Source organism: Pseudoalteromonas sp. HL-AS1, from assembly GCF_031198785.1.
Classification (GTDB): Bacteria; Pseudomonadota; Gammaproteobacteria; order Enterobacterales; family Alteromonadaceae; genus Pseudoalteromonas; species Pseudoalteromonas distincta.
Window position 1 is genome coordinate 2,423,998 of record NZ_CP133569.1, and the last position, 19,407, is coordinate 2,443,404.

Below are 19,407 nucleotides of genomic sequence, written 5' to 3' on the forward strand. Positions count from 1 at the left end.
GCTTAGCCCCCACCATTGGCTTGCGCCAAAACGCGCTGCACAGGTTTAAAGCTTTTACGATGCTCGTCAATTGCACCGTACTGTTCAAGCGCTGCAAAGTGCGCTTTAGTGGGATACCCTTTGTGCCCTGCAAAACCATATTCTGGGTGGCGTTTATCAAGCTCAAGCATTTCGTCATCGCGCGCTACTTTAGCTAAAATAGACGCTGCTGAAATTTCGGCCACTAAGCTATCACCTTTAACAACAGCTTGTGCTGGCATAGTGAGTTTTGGCAATCGATTACCATCTATAAATACAAATTCAGGTTGTGTGCTTAATGCCTCCACTGCGCGACTCATGGCAAGCATCGTTGCGTGCAAAATATTTAACTCATCAATTTCTGTTGGACTGCAGCGTCCATACGCGTAGCACAATGCTTTTTCTTTTATTTCAATTGCAAGTGCTTGGCGTTTTTTATCCGTTAGTTTTTTAGAATCTGCTAAGCCTGCAATTGGTTTAGTGGGATCTAAAATGACGGCGGCAGTGACTACATCACCAACAAGCGGGCCGCGCCCTACTTCATCTACACCAGCAATTAAGGATACATTGGGTCTATCAATTTGCATTTATTAACTCCGCCACAGCATTGGCTGCTTGTTCACTGGCATTTAATCTAATTTTTTCGTGAATAGCTAAAAAGCGTGCTTTTAGCTCTTTGTTATCTGTGTTGAGCATAGGGGTAAGTGCGTTTGTTAAGTTAGTCACATTACACTCGGTTTGTAAAAACTCAGGCACAAGCTCTTCGTCGGCTAATAAATTAGGCAGCGAAAAGTACTTAATATTAAACGTAAATAAAGTTTTAAAAATCCAATAGCTCAAAGGCTTTATTTTATAGCCCACAACCATTGGCTTTTTATAAAGCATGCCTTCGAGTGTTGCAGTGCCCGAGGCTAATAAAATAGCATCAGCAGCTTGCATCGCTAATTTAGATTGCCCATCAAGCAGGTTAACATTAAGTTTCGGTGCGGTAGCGTTTAATATATCACTAAACTGCGCTTTGCGTTTTTCGTTAACCAACGGCACCACAATTTTAAGATTGGGGTTTTTAGCTTGCAGCTCTGCGGCTGTTTTAATGTAAGTCTCGCTTAGCAAACCAACTTCAGAGCCTCGACTACCGGGTAGTAGCGCCAGGACTTTGTCATCAAGGCTTAAGCCGAGTTCTTCACGTGCTTTAGTATCGTCGTGCTCAAGTGCAATGTCGTCAGCCAAGGTATGCCCCACAAATGTACATGGCACTTGGTGCTTATCGTAAAATTCTTTTTCAAATGGTAATAATGCTAACACTAAGTTAGTGGCTGCACTTATTGTATGAATGCGCTTTTCGCGCCACGCCCAAACAGACGGACTTACATACTGTACTGTTTTAATGCCCGCATCTTTAAGTGGCTTTTCAACACGTAAGTTAAAATCGGGTGCATCTATACCAATAAATACATCAGGTGGGTTATCTACAAAATGCTGCACGAGTTGTTTACGTATTTTAAGCAAACGCGGCAAACGCCCTAGCACCTCAACAAGCCCCATTACCGAAAGCTCATCCATGTCGTAAAGTGTTTTACAGCCCTGCGCTTGCATTTTAGGTCCTGCTATTCCTTCAAAAATGGCGTCCGGAAAATGTTTTTTAAGGGCTTTAATTAAACCTTCACCTAAAATATCGCCCGACAGTTCACCTGCCACAATACCAATTCGTAGTTGTTTTTTATCTTTATTCATTTGATTTTATTTCACAAGTAAACCAGGCGTTCATGCTTGTTAGTTTACCGTGTTTTACTGTTTGGTTAAACGCTTTAAATAACTGGTTTTTTATCACGTAAGTTAAGGCTTTATGTTGTTTGTTTTTAATACTGATGTAGCATAGGAAATATATATTAAGTTTTACTAATATGTATGTTGACAAAAATTGCACAAAAGTAAATACTATTACAAACTTTCAGTAATTACTGAAAGTTCATTAAGCCTTAACTTTGCCAATTAAATGTTGCCCTGTTAATCCGTCACTCTCAAGGAGCCAATAATGATAGATGAAACCTTTGTGGATCTATCGCGATTACAGTTTGCTGTTACCGCTCTCTTTCATTTCTTATTCGTACCGTTAACGATAGGTATGACCTGGATTTTAGTTATTATGGAATCGGTTTATGTTATGACCGGTCGCGAAATTTATCGTGATATGACTAAGTTTTGGGGAAAATTGTTTGGTATTAACTTTGCAATTGGTGTGGCGACAGGCCTTACCATGGAATTTGAGTTTGGTACTAACTGGTCTTATTACTCCCATTACGTAGGTGATGTTTTTGGGGCTCCCCTGGCAATTGAAGGTTTAATGGCATTCTTTTTAGAATCGACCTTTGTAGGTATGTTCTTTTTAGGCTGGGACAGACTCTCTAAACGCCAACATTTAGGTGCAACCTTTTTAATGGCCATTGGTACTAACATGTCGGCGCTGTGGATTTTGATTGCCAACGGTTGGATGCAAAACCCAGTAGGTGCTGAATTTAACTATCAAACCATGCGCATGGAAATGACCAGCTTTGCTGAGCTTGTGTTTAATCCTGTAGCACAAGTTAAGTTTATTCATACCGTATCGGCAGGTTATGTAGCTGCCTCTATGTTTGTGCTTGGTATTAGTAGTTGGTACATATTAAAAGGTCGTGATTTAGCGTTTGCTAAACGTTCTTTTTCGGTCGCATCGGGCTTTGGTTTAGCATCAATTTTATGTGTAATTTTACTCGGTGACGAATCAGGCTACGAAGTAGGCGAAGTCCAAAAAGTAAAACTTGCCACGATTGAAGCTGAATGGCATACAGAAGAGGCTCCGGCTGCGTTTACCGCATTTGGTTTTCCTGATTCAGAAGAGCAAGTAACACATGCTGCGGTTAAAATACCTTACGCACTTGGGTTAATTGCTACGCGTTCACTTGATGAGCAAGTAACGGGTATTAACGACCTAGAAAAACAACACGAAGTACGTATTCGCAACGGTATGATTGCTTATGAATACCTTACAAAACTCAGAAACGGTGAAGATACGCCAGAAAATGTTGCTAAGTTTAATACCCTAAAAGATGATTTAGGTTATGGCTTGCTACTTAAGCGCTACACACCTGATGTTGTAGATGCTACCGAAGAGCACATTCAAAAAGCGGTTAAAGACTCTTTCCCTAAAGTAGGCCCTATGTTTTGGTCATTTAGGATTATGGTTGCCTGTGGTGTAGCCATGTTGGGTGTATTTATATTGGCATTTTACTACAACGCACATCGCGTTATTGAGCAAAAACGCTGGTTGTTATGGGCTGCCGTATTGAGCATTCCACTACCTTGGATAGCTATTGAATTTGGCTGGATAGTTGCTGAGTATGGACGTCAACCTTGGGCTATATCTGAAATACTGCCGACTTTTTTAGCCACGTCGTCACTAACAGTAAACGATATTTTAATTAGCTTAACTGGATTTATTGTTTTCTATACTGGTTTAGCCATTGTTGAAGGTTGGTTGATGATCCGCTTTGTTAAGCAAGGACCAAGCTCGCTACATACTGGTAAATATCATTTTGAATTGCCAAATAAAACGGATCAAACTGAAGGAGAGCAATCATGATTTTTGATTATGAAACATTAAAAATGCTTTGGTGGTTGATCATTGGTGTGCTGCTTATTGGCTTTGCTATTACCGATGGCATGGATATGGGCGTTGCTATGTTGCTTCGCCTAGTTGGTAAAACAGATTCAGAGCGCCGTACGGTAATTAATACCATTGGTCCACACTGGGATGGTAACCAAGTATGGTTTATTACCGCAGGTGGCGCGTTATTTGCAGCGTGGCCTATGGTTTATGCAGCTGCATTTTCGGGCTTTTACTTTGCCATGATGCTAGTACTATTTGCTCTATTTTTTAGACCACTAGGGTTTGATTACCGCAGTAAAGTAGACTCAAAACGCTGGCGTAATAACTGGGATTGGGGTCTGCTTGCAGGCAGCGCAATTCCAGCATTAGTTTTTGGTGTAGCTTTTGGTAACTTATTTTTAGGCGTACCATTTAATATTGATAACTTAATGCGTGTTAGCTACCAAGGTTCATTTTTTGGTTTACTTAACCCGTTTGGTTTGCTTGCTGGTTTAGTGAGTATCACTATGCTAATTGCTCATGCTGGTATGTGGTTACAGCTTCGTACAGCTGATGCAGTAGCAGAACGCTCAGGGCAATATGGTCGTTATTCACTGATTGTGTTTATTATACTGTTTGCAGGCGCTGGTTTTTGGGTTGCTAATTTAACGGGTTACCAAATTGTATCTATGCCTGATACACAAAGTCATGCAGATCCATTAGCTAAAGTAGTAACAACAGCCCAAGGCGCGTGGCTTAGCAATTACAGTGAACGCCCATGGACTATGACCTTTCCTATTTTAGCGTTTGTAATGGCACTAAGTGCGCTATTGTTTTCTAAATCGAACAAACCAGCACTTGGACTTATTTCAACAAGCTTAATGTTAATTGGCGTGATTATGACGGCCGGTGTTTCACTGTTCCCATTTATTATGCCATCAAGCAACAATCCAAATATTAGCTTAACAATTTGGGATGCGGTATCGAGCCATAAAACGCTCAATGTAATGTTTGTTGCAGTGTGTATTTTTGTTCCACTTATTTTAACTTACACCACCTGGTGTTATGTAAAAATGTGGCGCAGAGTAACGGTTGAAGAAATTGAAAACAACACTCACGGTAGCTACTAAGGAGACTAAACTATGTGGTATTTCGCTTGGATTTTAGGTGTACTTTTGGCCTGTACCTTAGGTGTAATAAATGTAATGTGGTACGAATTTCATCAAAATAAAAACAGCATTGCTGATGATGAACAAGCCATGCACGATTTATTAAACGATGCTAACAACACAAAAGATGACGACTAACCCCCGACCAGATCGCGCGCAGCAGCAGCAATCACTGCGCGCTTTTTTAAAGCTTCAAAGCAAACCCGCTGCAGTGTGGTTAAAGTTAAGCATTGCACTGGGTACTTTTAACGCATTACTGATGATTGCAGGTGCTTATTTACTGGCTCAAGCTATTCATAATGTAATGTTTGAAGGTAATAACTTAGCCCAAGTCACTCATTTATTATGGCCCTTAGCAGGCATTATTTTATTGCGCGCGGTGTTTTTAGCGTTAAGTGAGCGCTTAAGTGCATTTGCTGCGCTTAAAATAAAATCGGCTATGCGCCAAACACTTCTCCATAAGCTCAGCTTACTTGGGCCTAGTTATATAGAACAACACGGCCAAGGCGCTACATTAAACACCCTGCATAATGGCGTTGAAGCACTTCACGACTATTATGCTAAATACTTGCCAGGTGTTGCTTACAGCGCGCTTATTCCGCTGGCAATATTGGTAGTTATTTTTCCGACAGATTATAAAGCAGGGCTGATATTTTTATTAACCGCCCCACTTATTCCTTTTTTCATGATTTTAGTAGGCTCTAAAGCCGAAGCTTTAAACCAAAAACGCTGGAAGCAACTTGCTGTACTAGGCAATTACTTTTTTGACCGCGTGCAAGGTTTAACTCAGCTAAAACTATTTAATGCAACACGTACCGAGCTTAAACAAATAGCTAAAATTTCAGATGATTTTAGACACGCGACACTCGATGTTTTAAAAATCGCGTTTTTATCATCATTTGCACTTGAGTTTTTAGCCACCATTAGCGTGGCATTAGTCGCAGTAATTATTGGTTTTAGACTGTTTTTTGGCACTCTTGATTTTGCTACTGGCTTTGTGGTGCTACTTTTAGCGCCTGAATTTTATTTACCACTGCGCCAGCTAGGTAGCCATTACCATGCACGTTTACAAGGTATTAGTGCGGCGGCCGATATGGTTGCGATTTTAAATGCCCCACTGCCAAGTGACGAAAATGCGTCAGTAACTACAAGCGCACCTGAAAACAATTTAACTTTAAATACAATTAATTCAATAAGTATTACCGACCTTAATTTTATATACCCTGGTAGTAACGAAGGGATTAAAAATATAAATTTAACATTGCCAAATAAAGGCTTAATTGCAGTTGTGGGCAGTAGTGGCTCAGGTAAAAGTACGTTGTTTGATTGTCTATTAGGGTTTCACCCTGAGGTGATTAACAACCTATCTATTAATGATCAGAGTTTAAGTACAACCGATATTACTTACTTGCAAAATAATATTGCATGGATACCACAACAAGCGACGCTATTTTACGACACCATTGCTGTCAACATTAAATTGGCCAAACCCACTGCCACACAGCAAGAGCTTGAACACGCGGCAAAACAAGCTGGTGTGCTTGAATTTATAAATACCCTACCCGATGGTTTTAACACACTGATAGGTGAGCAAGGCGAAGGGCTTTCTGGCGGACAAAAGCAACGCATCGCACTCGCACGTGCATTCATAAAACAAGCACCAGTTTTAGTGCTTGATGAGCCTACAGCGCACCTTGATAGCCAAACAGAGCAGCTTATTCAAGATGCTATTAATGAATATGCTAAAAATAACTTAGTATTAGTCATTGCTCATCGATTAAATACCGTTAAACATGCCAGCAATATCATTGTTATGCACGATGGAAAAATAGCTGAGCAAGGTCACTTTGAAACACTTGCAGCGCAAAATGGTGCATTTGCTAACTTACTAAAAACGGCTAAACAAGGGGTTGCGCATGCATAATTTTATTCGCTTATTAAAGCTTTGTGCTCCTCATTATAAAGCTATGCTATTGGGTACATTTTTAGCAACGATTACGGTATTAGCTAATGTGGGCTTGTTGGCTATTTCTGGCTGGTTTTTAGCGTCAATGGCGGCTGCAGGTCTTGCGGGCGTGCAAATGAACTACTTTACTCCAGCAGGAACGATTCGGTTTTTAGCAATTGTACGAACTGCATCGCGCTATGGCGAACGCCTAGTTACTCATAACGCCACGTTTTTATTACTAAGTGAAATACGTACCAATGTATTTGCAACGTTAAGTAAGCTTAACAATGTTGATTTAGCAATGAGCCGCAGCGCTGATCTAGTTAACCGATTACAAAACGATGTAGACGCACTCGATAAATTTTATTTAAACGTTTTACTTCCTATGCTGGTCGCTCTTTTAAGTGTGCCAATCATCATGCTGTTTATGTCGGCCTATAATGGCAACGTCGCCCTTATTTGCTTTACTGGCATTATACTTATTGGTGTGGTTATACCTGCCCTACTCAGCGCAAAGCTCACTAAAAACAGCCATAAAGAAACACAACTGAGTGCACAACTTCGCTCTGAGCTTTCAGATACACTTACAGGCCTTAGAGAGCTTAGTATTTATCAAGCCCGTTCGCAGCAACTTAATAAGTGCGACGAATTAAGCGAGCAGTACAATCAGCAATTATTTATTCGCCACAAAGCACTGGCAAACTCAGATGGATTAAGCTTGTTGGTTGTTCAATTAGCCATGCTTGCTAGCATAGTAACCATTGTCCCACTGGTTTACGCAAGCAGTATGGTAAATGTAGAACTTGCTATGTTAAGTTTGTTTGTACTGGCAAGCTTTGAAAGCGTATTACTACTACCCAACGCGTTTATAGAGCTTCCAAGTGTTTTAAAAGCAGCAGAGCGATTGTTTACACTTGAAGATAAAGCAGCTAGTTCGCAAATTGAAAGTAAACATGTAGACATTGATGAAAACTTTAGCGCGCAAAATCACACGTTAGTACTTAACAATATTAGCTACCAATATGGTGAACAAACAGCGCTAACTAATATCAGTTTTGAACTAATGCCTCAGCAAAAGGTAGCAATTGTAGGTAGAAGCGGCAGCGGTAAAACGACGCTTGTAAATTTACTTACTGGTTTATGGCCTTTGCAACAAGGCAGCATAACGCTAAACAATCAAAATAGCGTTGTTGACTTACATTCGTTAAATAATGATATACGCGCAAATGTTATAAATATACTCGCCCAGCAGCACCATATTTTTGATGGCACATTAAGTGAAAACTTACGTTATGCCGCGCCAAATGCAACCAAAGAGCAAATGATTGAAGCGCTCGCATTAGCTCAATTGAGCCCATGGTTTAATGAGCTAAAAGAAGGTTTAAAAACACGATTAGGCACTGGCGGGCGTAACGTGTCGCAAGGTCAATCTAGGCGTATAGCCATTGCCCAAGCATTACTTAAAAACCCTGCTATTTTAGTTCTTGATGAACCAACAGAAGGTCTTGATAACCAATCTAAGCAAGGGGTAATGCAAGCAATAATGCATGTTATGAATAACGCCAGCGTGCTGACAATTACGCACGATCCCGCTCTACTTGCTCAAATGGATAATGTTGTATGGTTAGAAGGCGGTAAAGTAGTCGCACAAGGCTCTCATAAAGAGCTCAGTAGCACTTATCCCGACTATATTGCGCTAACTACCCGGTTTTAAAACCGTTACTGATACATCAATAACGCCGACTTTAGGGTCGGCTATCTTTTTAAACATACTCTTTGATAAATCAATAATACGACCTCGCACATACGGGCCTCTATCGTTAATTCTTACCGTGACTGATTTATTATTAGCGAGGTTGGTAACAACGACCTTAGTGCCAAAGTCGAACTCTAAATGGGCTGCTGTGGCGGCTTGTTGGCTAAAGCGCTCTCCGTTGGCAGTTGTTCTCCCGTGATATTTGTCAGCATAAAAAGATGCTATACCAACTTGAGTAACCTCTCCAGTAGATGATTTAACAATAGGTTGGCTACTACAAGCGGCTAACGCTGAAGTAATAAAAAGAGTGACAACTAACTTAGGTAAACGCATAGGATGACTTTTATTATACAAATTAGATGCATACTAACTTGAGCTCGCTGAGTATTAACTGAATTAGGTCTAAACCGTGGGCAATAAAAACCACCTTCGATTTATCATCTAGGGTGGTTTTTTATGCTTAGAGCAAAACGCGCGAATTATCTTACAATGCCGCGCTCTGAGCTTTTAACAAAGTCGACCATCAATTTCACAGCAGGGTACTTTTCGGCATCTTCACTAAGCGATTCAATCGCTTCGTCTGCACCTAAGCTTTTACGGTAAAACGCTTTGTATGCACGGCGTACAGCCATAATTTCATCACTTTCGAAACCACGACGTTTCATGCCTTCTTTATTGATAGCGGCAGGACCTGCTGGCATACCAATGGTAGTAACAAAAGGTGGTACATCTTTGTTAACACCTGAATACATACCAATAAAGGCATGTGCACCAATTTTACAAAACTGATGAACTCCCGAATTACCACCTAAGATAACCCAGTCGCCTACATGTACATGGCCGGCCACACTTGCATTGTTAGCAAAAATTACGTTATCGCCAATTACTGCATCATGTGCAACGTGTGTATAAGCCATAAATAAGTTATTACTACCAATTTTAGTAACGCCTTGGTCTTGAATTGTACCACGGTGAATAGTGGCACATTCACGGATAACATTGTTATCACCCATGATTAATGTGGTTGGCTCGTTGTTGTATTTTTTGTCTTGGCAGGCTTCGCCCACAGACGCAAACTGAAAAATATGATTGCCAGAGCCAATAGTTGATGGCCCTTTAACAACAACATGAGACTCAATAATACAGTTATCACCGATAACAACATCATTGCCAATATAACTATACGGACCAACTGAGACATTGTTGCCTAGTTTAGCGCCAGGTTCGATTATTGCTGTAGAATGGATCACTATTAAAACTCTCTTCTCGCACACATAATTTCGGCACTACATACAACTTTGCCGTCGACTCTAGCTTCTGCAGCAAACTTCCAAATGTTGCGACGTTCTTTTAAAAACTCAACATGAAGATGCATTGTATCACCTGGGATCACTGGCTGTTTAAAACGTGCGTTATCAACAGCAGCAAATAAATATAGTTCGTTTTCACTACGATTTTCTACTGTTTTAAAACCTAATAAACCCGTGGCTTGCGCCATTGATTCTAATATTAGCACACCAGGAAAAATTGGCTGATTTGGGAAATGGCCAGTAAATATAGGTTCGTTTATAGAAACATTTTTAATAGCATGTAAAGATTTGCCAGGTGTAAAATCAATAACACGATCAATTAATAGCATCGGGTAACGGTGCGGTAATAAACTTAAAATTTCTTGAATATCAAGGCTATTTAATTCGTTTGCCAAAATAGCATCCTTATTAGTGTTCAACGTTATGACTTAGCCAATGCTTCCAGCGCTTTAAGACGTGATTTCATGTCTGAAAGGTTACGCAAGTGAGCTATTGATTTACGCCATTCTTTGTTTGTTGTATGGGGCATACCAGATGAGTAAATACCTGGTTCGGTGATTGATTTTGTCACCATACTCATGCCGGTAATTATAGCACCATCACATACAGACATGTGACCATTAATTGCAACCATGCCACCAATTTGACAGTTTTTGCCAATGGTAACGCTTCCTGCAAGTACGGTGCAGCCCGCGATTGCGGTGCCTGAATTAACTTCAACGTTGTGTGCTATTTGACACTGATTATCGATAATAACATTGCTATGAATAATGGTATTGTCCAGTGCGCCACGATCAATTGTGGTACTTGCACCTATTTCAACTTTATTACCTATGATCACAGAGCCAAGCTGAGGTATTTTTACCCACTGCCCGCGCTCGTTCGCATAACCAAACCCATCACTACCTACAACACTATTTGCTTGAAACAAACAATCTGAACCAATTTCAACATCGTGATAAATAGTCACACTAGGCCAAAGCTTAGTGCCAGAACCTATTTTAACATATTCGCCGATAAAACTGTTCGGACCAATTTGCGCGTTGTCACCAATCACTGCATTAGCTTCAATGACTGCGTTAGCACCAATAGCGGCGCTGTCACTAACAATAGCTGTTGGATGCACCGTAGCGCTTGGATGAATACCTGTAGATGCTGATCGTGGCGTCGTATCCATAAATTGCGCTAATTTTGCGTAACTTACATACGGATTAGCAACAATAACTTTGCTACCACTAAAGTACCGAGCATCGGCTTGGCTTACTATTACAGCGCTAGCTTGAGTGGTCTCAAGTTGCGTGCGATATTTTGAGTTCGCTAAAAATGCAATATGCCCAGAATGGGCATTTGCAAGTGTCGCTATTTTTTTTATTTCTAAAGCGCCATCACCCTGAAGTTCGGCGCCTAGAAGTTCCGCAATTTGCGAAAGCGTATAATTTTGCATAGAGTGATTATTTCTTACTAACAGCGGCTACAACTTTAGATGAAAGATCAGTCACTTCTTTAGGGTTAAAGTAAATTGTTGTGTCTTTTACTTTAACTTCGTCGAAGTCACCATCTTTAGCAATCTCTTCAATCGTCTTGATGATTACACCTTGAACTTTAGCAAGCTCTTGGTTTTGACGTGCTTTAATTTCTTGCTCTAAAGGACGGCCTTGTTCAGCAAGATTTTTTTGCATGCCCTGAATTTTTTCACGTAATGTATCTTTTTGAGCTTGGCTCATAGTGGTACTTTCACGTTTAAATTTTTCAGCTTCAAAACGAATATCGCCTTGTAGCTTTTCAAGCTCTTGACGGCGCTCAGCAAACTCAGTTTGTAAAGACTGTTCAATTTTAGCCATTTGAGGAATTTGCTTGTAGATTTCTTGCATGTCAACAATACCTACTTTATGTGCAAGTGCACTCGCAGAAGTACCCATCATTAAAGTTGCTAAAACTGCTACAGCTGTTGATTTAAATAATTTAGTCATAAAAAACTCCTTTAAAAAGTGTTACTAATGTTAAAGCTGATGGTTTTCGTATCGTCATCTTCTTCTTTTTGCAATGGATACGCAAAACTGATCAGCATTGGACCCATTGGAGAGATCCATTGTAATGAAAGACCGGTTGACACCCTAAAGCGCATAGGGTCTGAATAGTCATCTAATTTAGCACGCTCATCTGGTGCTAGGTTTTGGAAACGGTCTACATTAAACTCTGTATCCCATACGTTAGCAGCATCAACAAAGAAGCTCGTACGTACAGAGCTGGTATTTTCTTCATCTAAGAATGGCGTAGGAACAATTAGCTCCATACCTGCCACTGCTTTAGCATTACCACCAATACGGCCTTGTGGCACTAGAATATCAAATTCTGATGCGCCACCAATGCTACCGGTTGTAGTACCGTCTGCACCTGGCGTACCTGGAATAGACTGCGGTATACGCGATACAGCACGTGGTAATATTGTATTACGGTCAAAGCCACGTAGTTCCATTTCCGTTATACGGAAGTACTCTTGGAATGGAAGTGTTTGCTCATACCCGTTTGTAGAACCATAACCATTACCATAACCAAGTGCTGCACGCGTCGAGAATACCCAACGGTGGTCATTTGATATAGGCCAGTAAAAACGCGAATCGTAATTCAGTTTAAAGTACTGAAGATCTGAGTTAGGCGTTGTTGCTGTTAAGTTTAGAGTTTGACGCGAACCCGCTGTTGGGAATAAACCACGGTTAACGGTGATACGCGACCAACCAACACTCAGCTCATACTTAGTAAAGTCAAAGCCTGCATCTGGGTTATCTGGATCTAAGAATGTTTCACGAAGTACACGCGTTTGCTCGTACTCTGCAATATCCGAAAGCTCTTCTTTAATCCAACGGGCGCCAAAGTTAACACGATTTACAGCATCAATTGGAAAACCAATATTTGTGCCTAAACCATAACTTTTCGATTTATATTCAACAAGGCTAAATTTACTTGCATCGTAGTTTCTGTAAAAGATGCTACTGCCTTGCGATACACCATCTGGCGTAAAGTATGGGTCTGTGTACGATAAGCTTAAGCTTTCAGAACCTGTAGAGGTATTAAGGTTTAAACCAATTTGGTTACCTGTGCCTAAAAAGTTAGATTCTGTTACACCAATATTAAACTGCAGACCTAAGTAAGAACCATAAGCAAGGCCAGCATTAAAGCTACCCGCTGATTGCTCTTTTACAGTAAAGTCTACATCTACTTGGTCATCCACACCTGGTACAGGCACTACGTTAAAATCAACAGTTTCCATATAAGGCAAACGTTGAATTTGTAGTTTTGAACGCTCAAGGTTTTGATTAGATAACCAGGCGCCTTCAAGTTGTGTCATTTCACGGCGAAGTACTTCATCAGCTGTATTTTGGTTACCACCAACAATAATACGACGAACGTATACACGCTTACCTGGATTAACCGATAGTGTTAGTTGTACTTCTTGCTTTTCGTCGTCAATTTCTGGAATTGTACGCACTTCAGCATTAGCGTAACCAAAACGTGCTAAGTAGCTTTTAATAAATTCTTCTGACGAAGTAACGACTGAGCCATTGTAAAGCTCACCTGCTCTAAGTGGGATAACACTTTTAATTAAGTCTTCACGGCCAAGCAAGTCACCAATAAAGTCAAAGCCTTTAACGGTGTATTTTACGCCTTCAGTTAAGTTAGCTGTAACGTAAACTGATTCACGCTCAGGGCTCACTGATACTTGCGTTGAATCGATATTAAAACGTAGGTAACCACGGTCTAAATAATAACTACGAATTTTTTCTAAATCGCCTTCAATGGTTTGCTTTTGGTAGCGATCGCTACCCATAAACTGCCACCAAGGTAAATCTTGCTGCGATTCAGCAAGTTTAAGAAGCTCTTCATTAGAAAAAAGTTCATTACCCACTAAGTTAATTTGTCGGATAGAAGCTGCATCACCTTCATCAAACTCTAATTTAAGTTTAACGCGGTTACGAGGCAACTTAGTAATACTGATATCTACTTTAGCGTTGTATTTACCAATACTGTGGAAAAACTCAACTAAGCCCTTTTCGATACTATCGATAACGGTTTTATCAAGTGGTTCACCTTGGCGAATATCTTGCTGATCAAGAGACTCATTAAGCTGCTCGTCTTTAATGTCTTTATTGCCTTCAAACTCAATGAAGCTGATGGTAGGACGTTCCGTTACTTTAAAAATAACGTTGTTGCCATCACGAAGGGCTTTTATGTTATCAAAGTGCCCAGAACGATAAAGTGACTTTATTGTTTTTGAAATCGTATAGTCATCAACATTATCGCCTACGTTAATAGGAATATGTGTTAGCGCTGCACCAAGTGCTACACGCTGTAAACCTTCAACTTTCAGGTCTTCAACAATAAAGGAGTTTTGGCCTAGGGCTGCAAAACTTGCACCCAATAAACTTGTTACTGCCAAATGTTTTTTTATAGCCATTTTATTATCTTTATCCTTTACAACTGTATTACCGCATAACACCCTACTAAAGTGGTGCTTTACAATCGTGTTCTAATTAGTAATTTGCCACGCTGTAAAACTACAAACGCGATACATCATTGAACAAAGCGAAACATGTTAGAAAAATGAGCAACAAGGCGCCCACTTTAAAACCAAACTCTTGTGTCTTTTCAGAGACCGGCTTTTTACGAAAAAGTTCAATTATGTAATACATTAAGTGTCCACCATCAAGCACTGGTAAGGGTAATAAATTAAATACACCCAAGTTAACGCTTATTAAGGCTAAAAAGCTTAAAAAGGCCACTAACCCATAGCTTACGCTAGTTCCAGCGCCTACTGCAATGCCCACGGGGCCACTTAAATTCTTAACCGAAACCTGGCCTGTAATTAAATTACCAATCATATCAAAACTGAGTGTAATTAAGCGCCACGTTTCTTTTGTGCCTCGCACGATACTATCGAGCGGGCCGTAATGTCTAGTCTCTACATAACCATCAGGCCATTGCTGTACAACAGGAGCAACGCCTAAAAAGCCTTGCTCAATACCGTTATTATCAATGCGCCCTTTAGGGGTTACTGTAATGGCTTTTATAGTATCTTGTCTTTTTACACTAAATTGTAAAGATTTGTTAGCTGATTGCGTAATAAGATTAACTAATTGCTGCCAATTGCTTATTGTTTCACCGTTTACAGCCAAAATTTTGTCATTAACTTGTAAATTAGCGTGTTCTGCAGCTGAATCTTTAGTCACCGCGGCAATTGTTAAAGTGGCTTGAGGTCTAAACGGTACAATACCTAACGAGCTTAGTGGTGGCACGTCTTGCTGATCTAGTTTCCACCCCTCTAAATTAAGCGTTTTAACACGTGGTTGAAGGTTTTTATCGCGCACTATCACTTCAACGCTTTCTTCACCTAAATTAGACATAAGTGCAAACGTGGCATCTTGCCATGTCGTTATATCATCATCACCAATTTTTATAATATGTTGAGAAGGCATAATGCCCGCTTGCTCTGCCCGGCTACCCTCGGTAATGCTACCTACCACAGGCTTTACCGACTGCACACCCACCATATACATTACAGCAAGAGCAAAAATGGCAAACAAAAAGTTGGCCATTGGACCCGCTGCAACTATGGCAATACGTGCATGTACAGATTTAGCGTTAAACGACAAGTGACGTTGGTTTGCCGGCACGTCATCAACACGCTCATCAAGCATTTTTACATAACCGCCTAATGGAATAGCCGCAATCACATATTCGGTATTATATTTATCGTGCCATTTTAACAATGGCTTACCAAAGCCAATTGAAAAACGCAGCACTTTAACGCCCATTTTTCGTGCAACCCAAAAATGGCCATATTCATGTATGGCCACTAAAATACCAAGCGCTAAAATAAATGAGCCAAGATTCCAAAAAAAATCAAACATATTAATGCGCCACTTTTGTTATAAATTCTGAAGCGCTAATACGCGCTAATTTATCGCACTCTAAAATTTCATCTAAGCTTTGTACATTGGTATACGTTGCAGCTTCAAGCGTTTGTGCATTTATTTTGTATATATCAGTAAAACCAATTTTACCGTTTAAGAATGCACTTACTGCTATCTCATTTGCAGCATTAACCGTTGTAGTCGCGCCCTGCCCTGCACTACACGCATCAATCGCTAATTGTAAATTTGGATAGCGAGAAAAGTCAGGCTTGGTGAATGAGAAATCACATATATCAGAGAAGTTTAACGGTTTAACGCCTGCATTAATTCGCTCCGGGTATGCAAGTGCATGGGCAATTGGCGTGCGCATATCAGGGTTACCCATTTGCGCTAAAATAGAACCGTCATGATATTGCACCATTGAGTGAATAATACTTTGTGGATGAATCACTACGTCTATATCACTGGTGTCGCAATTGAATAACCACTTAGCTTCAATAAACTCTAAGCCTTTATTCATCATAGTGGCCGAGTCTACTGATATTTTTTGACCCATCGACCAGTTAGGATGCGCCACGGCTTCACTTACAGTTACATCTTTTAGTGTGTTTATATCGCGCGTTAAAAACGGGCCACCAGAACCGGTTAGCAAAATTTTACTTACGCCATGTTGCTGTAAATTTTGATCGCCTTTGGCATTTTGTAACGAAGAAGGTAGACATTGAAAAATAGCATTATGTTCGCTATCAATTGGCAGCAAGGTCGCTTTATGTTGTTTAACTTTATCAATAAACAACTGACCTGACATAACTAACGATTCTTTATTAGCAAGGAGTACTTTTTTACCTGCTTCTACTGCACTTAATGTTGGCAGTAAACCAGCTGCACCTACAATTGCCGACATCACGACATCAACATCTGGGTGAGCACATAAGTCGCACATTGCTTGCTCGCCGTGCATAACAAGCGTTTGGCATTGTGTATTAGCTAAATAAGCAGATAGCTGCTCAGCGGCTTGCTGGGTAGCCATAATCGCATAAAGTGGTTCGTGTTCAATACACAGCTCAGCCATTTTTTTTGCGTTTTGCCCTGCAGCTAAAACAAAAACATCAAATAACTCTTTATTGCGCGATACAACATCTAGTGTACTTAAACCAATTGAACCTGTTGCGCCTAAAATAACCAGCAATTGCTTTTGGCTCATAAACTAAGAGTCCACGCATAGCACATTACAAACATTGGAGCTGCAGCCGTTAAGCTGTCAATGCGATCTAAAATACCGCCGTGCCCAGGTAAACAACGGCCGCTATCTTTTAAACCGGCTTCACGTTTAAACATGCTTTCCAGTAAATCACCTACCGCAGAGAACAATGCAATAAATGCAGTCATTATCGCGTAGATAGGCCAAACACCTAAATCAACATCGGTAAAGTGACAAAATGCTAAAACAAAAATGATAGAAGCGACTACACCGCCTGCTAACCCTTCAATTGTTTTATTAGGGCTCACTTTTGGCATAAGTTTATGCTTACCAAAGCTCTTACCTGAAAAATAAGCACCAACGTCTGCACTCCACACAATACCCAATACGACTAAAATCAGTACCGAGCCAAAATGTGTTGATTCAGCATATTGCGCACTGCGCAGCGTATTTAGTGCAAGCCATAACGGCACAAGTGTTAATAAACCTGCAATGCCGCGCATTACTAAACCTTCATTCCACGCTTTAGCCATTTCTGGATAGCGCCAAATTAAATAACTAGCAACAATCCACCAAGCAAACGAAAGCGTAAATACGTAATTTGCATCACCTACTAGCTTGCCATTTTCCCATAGTGATTCAATAGGCCAATGTAAATTAAGCAGGCCAAGTAAGGCTGCAATCAATACAACAAAAGCACCACGTTTGAGCTTATCGCATAAACCCATAAACGCAGACCATTCCCATGCGCCTAATAATACTATTGCACCGGCAAAGTAACTAAATAACGTAAGCGGTGTATAAAAAACCAAAGCTAATGCCGATGGTGCAAGCACAAGTGAGGTTAAAATTCGTTGTTTTAACAAAATGTGACCCTTATTCTATTTAGGTTTGAGCGAGTAATTGTTTTATTTGTTCGCCCGTACAACCAAAACGTCGCTCTCTGGCAACGTAACACGCTATAGCCTCAGCAAATGCTGCTTCATTAAAATCAGGCCAAAGTGTCTCGGTAAAGTAAAGTTCTGCATAAGCAACTTGCCATAGTAAAAAATTACTAATACGAACATCGCCACCAGTGCGAATAAGTAAATCAGGTTCAGCCTGATCTGCCATGCTCATATGGTGTGCTAAGCGCTCTTCTGTAATATCTTCTGCGTTGAGTGTGCCTTGCGCAACTTGCAAAGCAAGTTGTTTAGCCGCGTTAGCCATATCCCAACGACCACCGTAATTAGCTGCAACATTTAAGCGCAATCCGGTATTATTTTCAGTCAGCTTATGCGCAGCGTCTACCTTGCTACGTAATCCTTCAGAAAATCGTGATAAATCTCCAATAATGGTCAGTTTTACATTGTTTTTATGAAGCTTTTTAACTTCCTTTGTTAAAACAAATAAGAAAAGCTCCATTAAAGTGTTTACTTCGTCTTCAGGGCGGCGCCAGTTTTCACTACTAAAAGCAAATAAGGTTAACGATTGTATCCCTAATTTAGTACAAAACTGAACAGATTGACGAACTGCGTCTACGCCTTTTTTATGCCCATACACACGAGGTCTATTTCTAGCTTGTGCCCAACGTCCGTTCCCATCCATGATGATAGCAACATGTTTAGGTAAACATTGCTGTGAAATTGTGTCAGCATCTAGAACCATAAATATCGAGTATTCCATAAAAAAACGCCGCCTAGTATACCCTAGACGGCGTTTCAAAACTAATAATTTTAATAGGTCCTGTCGACCTTTCAGGATTGTAATTTATTCAATCTAGGCAGAACCCTTTGGGCAGCGCGTTTTTAGATTTTATGCATTGCTATCGCCTAATAATGGGGAATAACCTCACTACGTAGGCTCTGCCTTGCCTTAAAACCAAACACACTACTGCAAACTCTACCTTAAAAGATAAACAGGCCCTACTTAGATTTCCATTAACTCTGCTTCTTTAGCAGCTAATAGAGTATCCATTTCTTTGATAAACTTATCTGTAAGTTTTTGAATCGCATCATCTGATTGACGCGCTTCATCTTCAGATATTTCTTTATCTTTTAATAAACCTTTTACATCGCCATTAGCATCACGACGAATGTTACGAATAGCAACGCGACCGCCTTCAACTTCGCCACGTACAATTTTGATTAGGTCTTTACGACGCTCTTCTGTAAGTGGAGGAAGTGGTACACGAATAACAGTACCTGCCGACATAGGGTTTAAACCTAAGTCAGACGCCATAATTGCTTTTTCAACAGCTTGCGCTAAAGACTTATCAAATACACCAATAGCAAGTGTACGAGAATCTTCAATTGTTACGTTAGCAACTTGGTTTAAAGGCGTTGGTGCACCATAGTACGACACCATAATGCCATCTAGGATTGCAGGATGTGCACGGCCAGTACGAATTTTAGATAATTGGCTACCTAGTGCAGTTACACTTTTTTGCATGCGCGCTTGCGCGTCTTTTTGAATATCGTTAATCACGGTTT

General features: G+C 40.4%; 18 protein-coding genes. 5 read left to right on the forward strand and 13 right to left on the reverse strand.

Annotated elements, in window-relative coordinates:
* Positions 1 to 2: 2 nt before the first annotated feature.
* Entirely contained in the window at positions 3 to 605 is a 603-nt protein-coding gene (gene rnhB, locus RB214_RS11215) for a ribonuclease HII (protein ID WP_309166942.1), read from the reverse strand.
* A complete protein-coding gene (gene lpxB / locus RB214_RS11220; protein ID WP_309166943.1) occupies positions 595 to 1,752 on the reverse strand; it encodes a lipid-A-disaccharide synthase in 1,158 nt (385 codons plus the stop codon). The genes rnhB and lpxB overlap by 11 nt, the downstream gene beginning before the upstream one ends.
* A 301-nt stretch (positions 1,753 to 2,053) precedes the next feature.
* Between lpxB and RB214_RS11225 the strand changes: the two genes are divergently transcribed.
* Genes RB214_RS11225 through cydC form a run of 5 tightly spaced genes read left to right on the forward strand, consistent with a single transcriptional unit; the run spans position 2,054 to position 8,474 of the window.
* On the forward strand, positions 2,054 to 3,637 hold the full coding sequence (locus tag RB214_RS11225; protein WP_010553739.1) for a cytochrome ubiquinol oxidase subunit I: 1,584 nt from the start codon (positions 2,054 to 2,056) through the stop codon (positions 3,635 to 3,637).
* A complete protein-coding gene (gene cydB, locus RB214_RS11230; RefSeq protein WP_165742992.1) occupies positions 3,634 to 4,773 on the forward strand; it encodes a cytochrome d ubiquinol oxidase subunit II in 1,140 nt (379 codons plus the stop codon). The genes RB214_RS11225 and cydB overlap by 4 nt, the downstream gene beginning before the upstream one ends.
* Before the next feature lie 12 nt (positions 4,774 to 4,785).
* The gene (cydX, locus tag RB214_RS11235) at positions 4,786 to 4,950 is read left to right on the forward strand and encodes a cytochrome bd-I oxidase subunit CydX (protein ID WP_002958303.1); all 165 of its coding nucleotides are present in this window, start codon (positions 4,786 to 4,788) and stop codon (positions 4,948 to 4,950) included.
* Positions 4,940 to 6,736, forward strand: a complete 1,797-nt coding sequence (gene cydD / locus RB214_RS11240) for a thiol reductant ABC exporter subunit CydD (RefSeq protein ID WP_309166949.1) — start codon at positions 4,940 to 4,942, stop codon at positions 6,734 to 6,736. Before cydX ends, cydD begins: the two co-directional genes overlap by 11 nt.
* The gene (gene cydC, locus RB214_RS11245; RefSeq protein WP_182195826.1) at positions 6,729 to 8,474 is read left to right on the forward strand and encodes a thiol reductant ABC exporter subunit CydC; all 1,746 of its coding nucleotides are present in this window, start codon (positions 6,729 to 6,731) and stop codon (positions 8,472 to 8,474) included. The genes cydD and cydC overlap by 8 nt, the downstream gene beginning before the upstream one ends.
* Here cydC and RB214_RS11250 read toward each other — a convergent pair.
* The 11 genes from RB214_RS11250 to frr all read right to left on the reverse strand — a co-directional run bounded on the left by RB214_RS11250 (position 8,457) and on the right by frr (position 19,366).
* Positions 8,457 to 8,849: a septal ring lytic transglycosylase RlpA family protein gene (locus tag RB214_RS11250; RefSeq protein WP_309166954.1), complete on the reverse strand. Its 393-nt coding sequence runs from the start codon at positions 8,847 to 8,849 to the stop codon at positions 8,457 to 8,459. The two genes, cydC and RB214_RS11250, sit on opposite strands and share 18 nt — an antisense overlap.
* A gap of 146 nt (positions 8,850 to 8,995) precedes the next feature.
* A complete protein-coding gene (gene lpxA / locus RB214_RS11255; protein ID WP_165742989.1) occupies positions 8,996 to 9,766 on the reverse strand; it encodes an acyl-ACP--UDP-N-acetylglucosamine O-acyltransferase in 771 nt (256 codons plus the stop codon).
* A 2-nt stretch (positions 9,767 to 9,768) separates the two neighbouring features.
* Positions 9,769 to 10,221 carry a 3-hydroxyacyl-ACP dehydratase FabZ gene (gene fabZ, locus RB214_RS11260; protein ID WP_002958310.1) on the reverse strand — a complete coding sequence of 151 codons (453 nt, stop codon included), beginning with the start codon at positions 10,219 to 10,221 and terminating at the stop codon, positions 9,769 to 9,771.
* 26 nt (positions 10,222 to 10,247) lie between these two features.
* Complete coding sequence (gene lpxD, locus RB214_RS11265) at positions 10,248 to 11,270, reverse strand: UDP-3-O-(3-hydroxymyristoyl)glucosamine N-acyltransferase (protein ID WP_309166958.1); 1,023 nt, start codon at positions 11,268 to 11,270, stop codon at positions 10,248 to 10,250.
* Between the two features lie 7 nt (positions 11,271 to 11,277).
* Positions 11,278 to 11,796, reverse strand: coding sequence for an OmpH family outer membrane protein (locus RB214_RS11270; protein ID WP_165742987.1), 519 nt, complete (start codon positions 11,794 to 11,796; stop codon positions 11,278 to 11,280).
* A gap of 11 nt (positions 11,797 to 11,807) precedes the next feature.
* Complete coding sequence (bamA, locus tag RB214_RS11275) at positions 11,808 to 14,279, reverse strand: outer membrane protein assembly factor BamA (RefSeq protein ID WP_024606270.1); 2,472 nt, start codon at positions 14,277 to 14,279, stop codon at positions 11,808 to 11,810.
* 100 nt (positions 14,280 to 14,379) lie between these two features.
* The gene (gene rseP, locus RB214_RS11280; protein ID WP_165742986.1) at positions 14,380 to 15,732 is read right to left on the reverse strand and encodes a sigma E protease regulator RseP; all 1,353 of its coding nucleotides are present in this window, start codon (positions 15,730 to 15,732) and stop codon (positions 14,380 to 14,382) included.
* A gap of 1 nt (position 15,733) precedes the next feature.
* Complete coding sequence (gene ispC / locus RB214_RS11285) at positions 15,734 to 16,939, reverse strand: 1-deoxy-D-xylulose-5-phosphate reductoisomerase (RefSeq protein WP_165742985.1); 1,206 nt, start codon at positions 16,937 to 16,939, stop codon at positions 15,734 to 15,736.
* Positions 16,936 to 17,802, reverse strand: a complete 867-nt coding sequence (locus RB214_RS11290; protein WP_024606268.1) for a phosphatidate cytidylyltransferase — start codon at positions 17,800 to 17,802, stop codon at positions 16,936 to 16,938. Before RB214_RS11290 ends, ispC begins: the two co-directional genes overlap by 4 nt.
* A 19-nt stretch (positions 17,803 to 17,821) precedes the next feature.
* Positions 17,822 to 18,601: an isoprenyl transferase gene (locus tag RB214_RS11295; RefSeq protein ID WP_309166963.1), complete on the reverse strand. Its 780-nt coding sequence runs from the start codon at positions 18,599 to 18,601 to the stop codon at positions 17,822 to 17,824.
* A gap of 243 nt (positions 18,602 to 18,844) precedes the next feature.
* The gene (gene frr, locus RB214_RS11300; protein ID WP_206013162.1) at positions 18,845 to 19,366 is read right to left on the reverse strand and encodes a ribosome recycling factor; all 522 of its coding nucleotides are present in this window, start codon (positions 19,364 to 19,366) and stop codon (positions 18,845 to 18,847) included.
* Between the last annotated feature and the right edge of the window lie 41 nt (positions 19,367 to 19,407).

Bases quoted from the DNA above. Each gene is read 5' to 3' on its own strand.
- ispC (WP_165742985.1), bottom strand. From the start codon at position 16,939: ATGAGCCAAAAGCAATTGCTGGTTATTTTAGGCGCAACAGGTTCAATT.
- RB214_RS11250 (WP_309166954.1), bottom strand. From the start codon at position 8,849: ATGCGTTTACCTAAGTTAGTTGTCACTCTTTTTATTACTTCAGCGTTA.
- frr (WP_206013162.1), bottom strand. From the start codon at position 19,366: ATGCAAAAAAGTGTAACTGCACTAGGTAGCCAATTATCTAAAATTCGT.
- RB214_RS11270 (WP_165742987.1), bottom strand. From the start codon at position 11,796: ATGACTAAATTATTTAAATCAACAGCTGTAGCAGTTTTAGCAACTTTA.
- RB214_RS11225 (WP_010553739.1), top strand. From the start codon at position 2,054: ATGATAGATGAAACCTTTGTGGATCTATCGCGATTACAGTTTGCTGTT.
- rseP (WP_165742986.1), bottom strand. From the start codon at position 15,732: ATGTTTGATTTTTTTTGGAATCTTGGCTCATTTATTTTAGCGCTTGGT.
- bamA (WP_024606270.1), bottom strand. From the start codon at position 14,279: ATGGCTATAAAAAAACATTTGGCAGTAACAAGTTTATTGGGTGCAAGT.
- cydC (WP_182195826.1), top strand. From the start codon at position 6,729: ATGCATAATTTTATTCGCTTATTAAAGCTTTGTGCTCCTCATTATAAA.
- RB214_RS11295 (WP_309166963.1), bottom strand. From the start codon at position 18,601: ATGGAATACTCGATATTTATGGTTCTAGATGCTGACACAATTTCACAG.
- cydB (WP_165742992.1), top strand. From the start codon at position 3,634: ATGATTTTTGATTATGAAACATTAAAAATGCTTTGGTGGTTGATCATT.
- lpxD (WP_309166958.1), bottom strand. From the start codon at position 11,270: ATGCAAAATTATACGCTTTCGCAAATTGCGGAACTTCTAGGCGCCGAA.
- lpxB (WP_309166943.1), bottom strand. From the start codon at position 1,752: ATGAATAAAGATAAAAAACAACTACGAATTGGTATTGTGGCAGGTGAA.
- cydX (WP_002958303.1), top strand. From the start codon at position 4,786: ATGTGGTATTTCGCTTGGATTTTAGGTGTACTTTTGGCCTGTACCTTA.
- cydD (WP_309166949.1), top strand. From the start codon at position 4,940: ATGACGACTAACCCCCGACCAGATCGCGCGCAGCAGCAGCAATCACTG.
- rnhB (WP_309166942.1), bottom strand. From the start codon at position 605: ATGCAAATTGATAGACCCAATGTATCCTTAATTGCTGGTGTAGATGAA.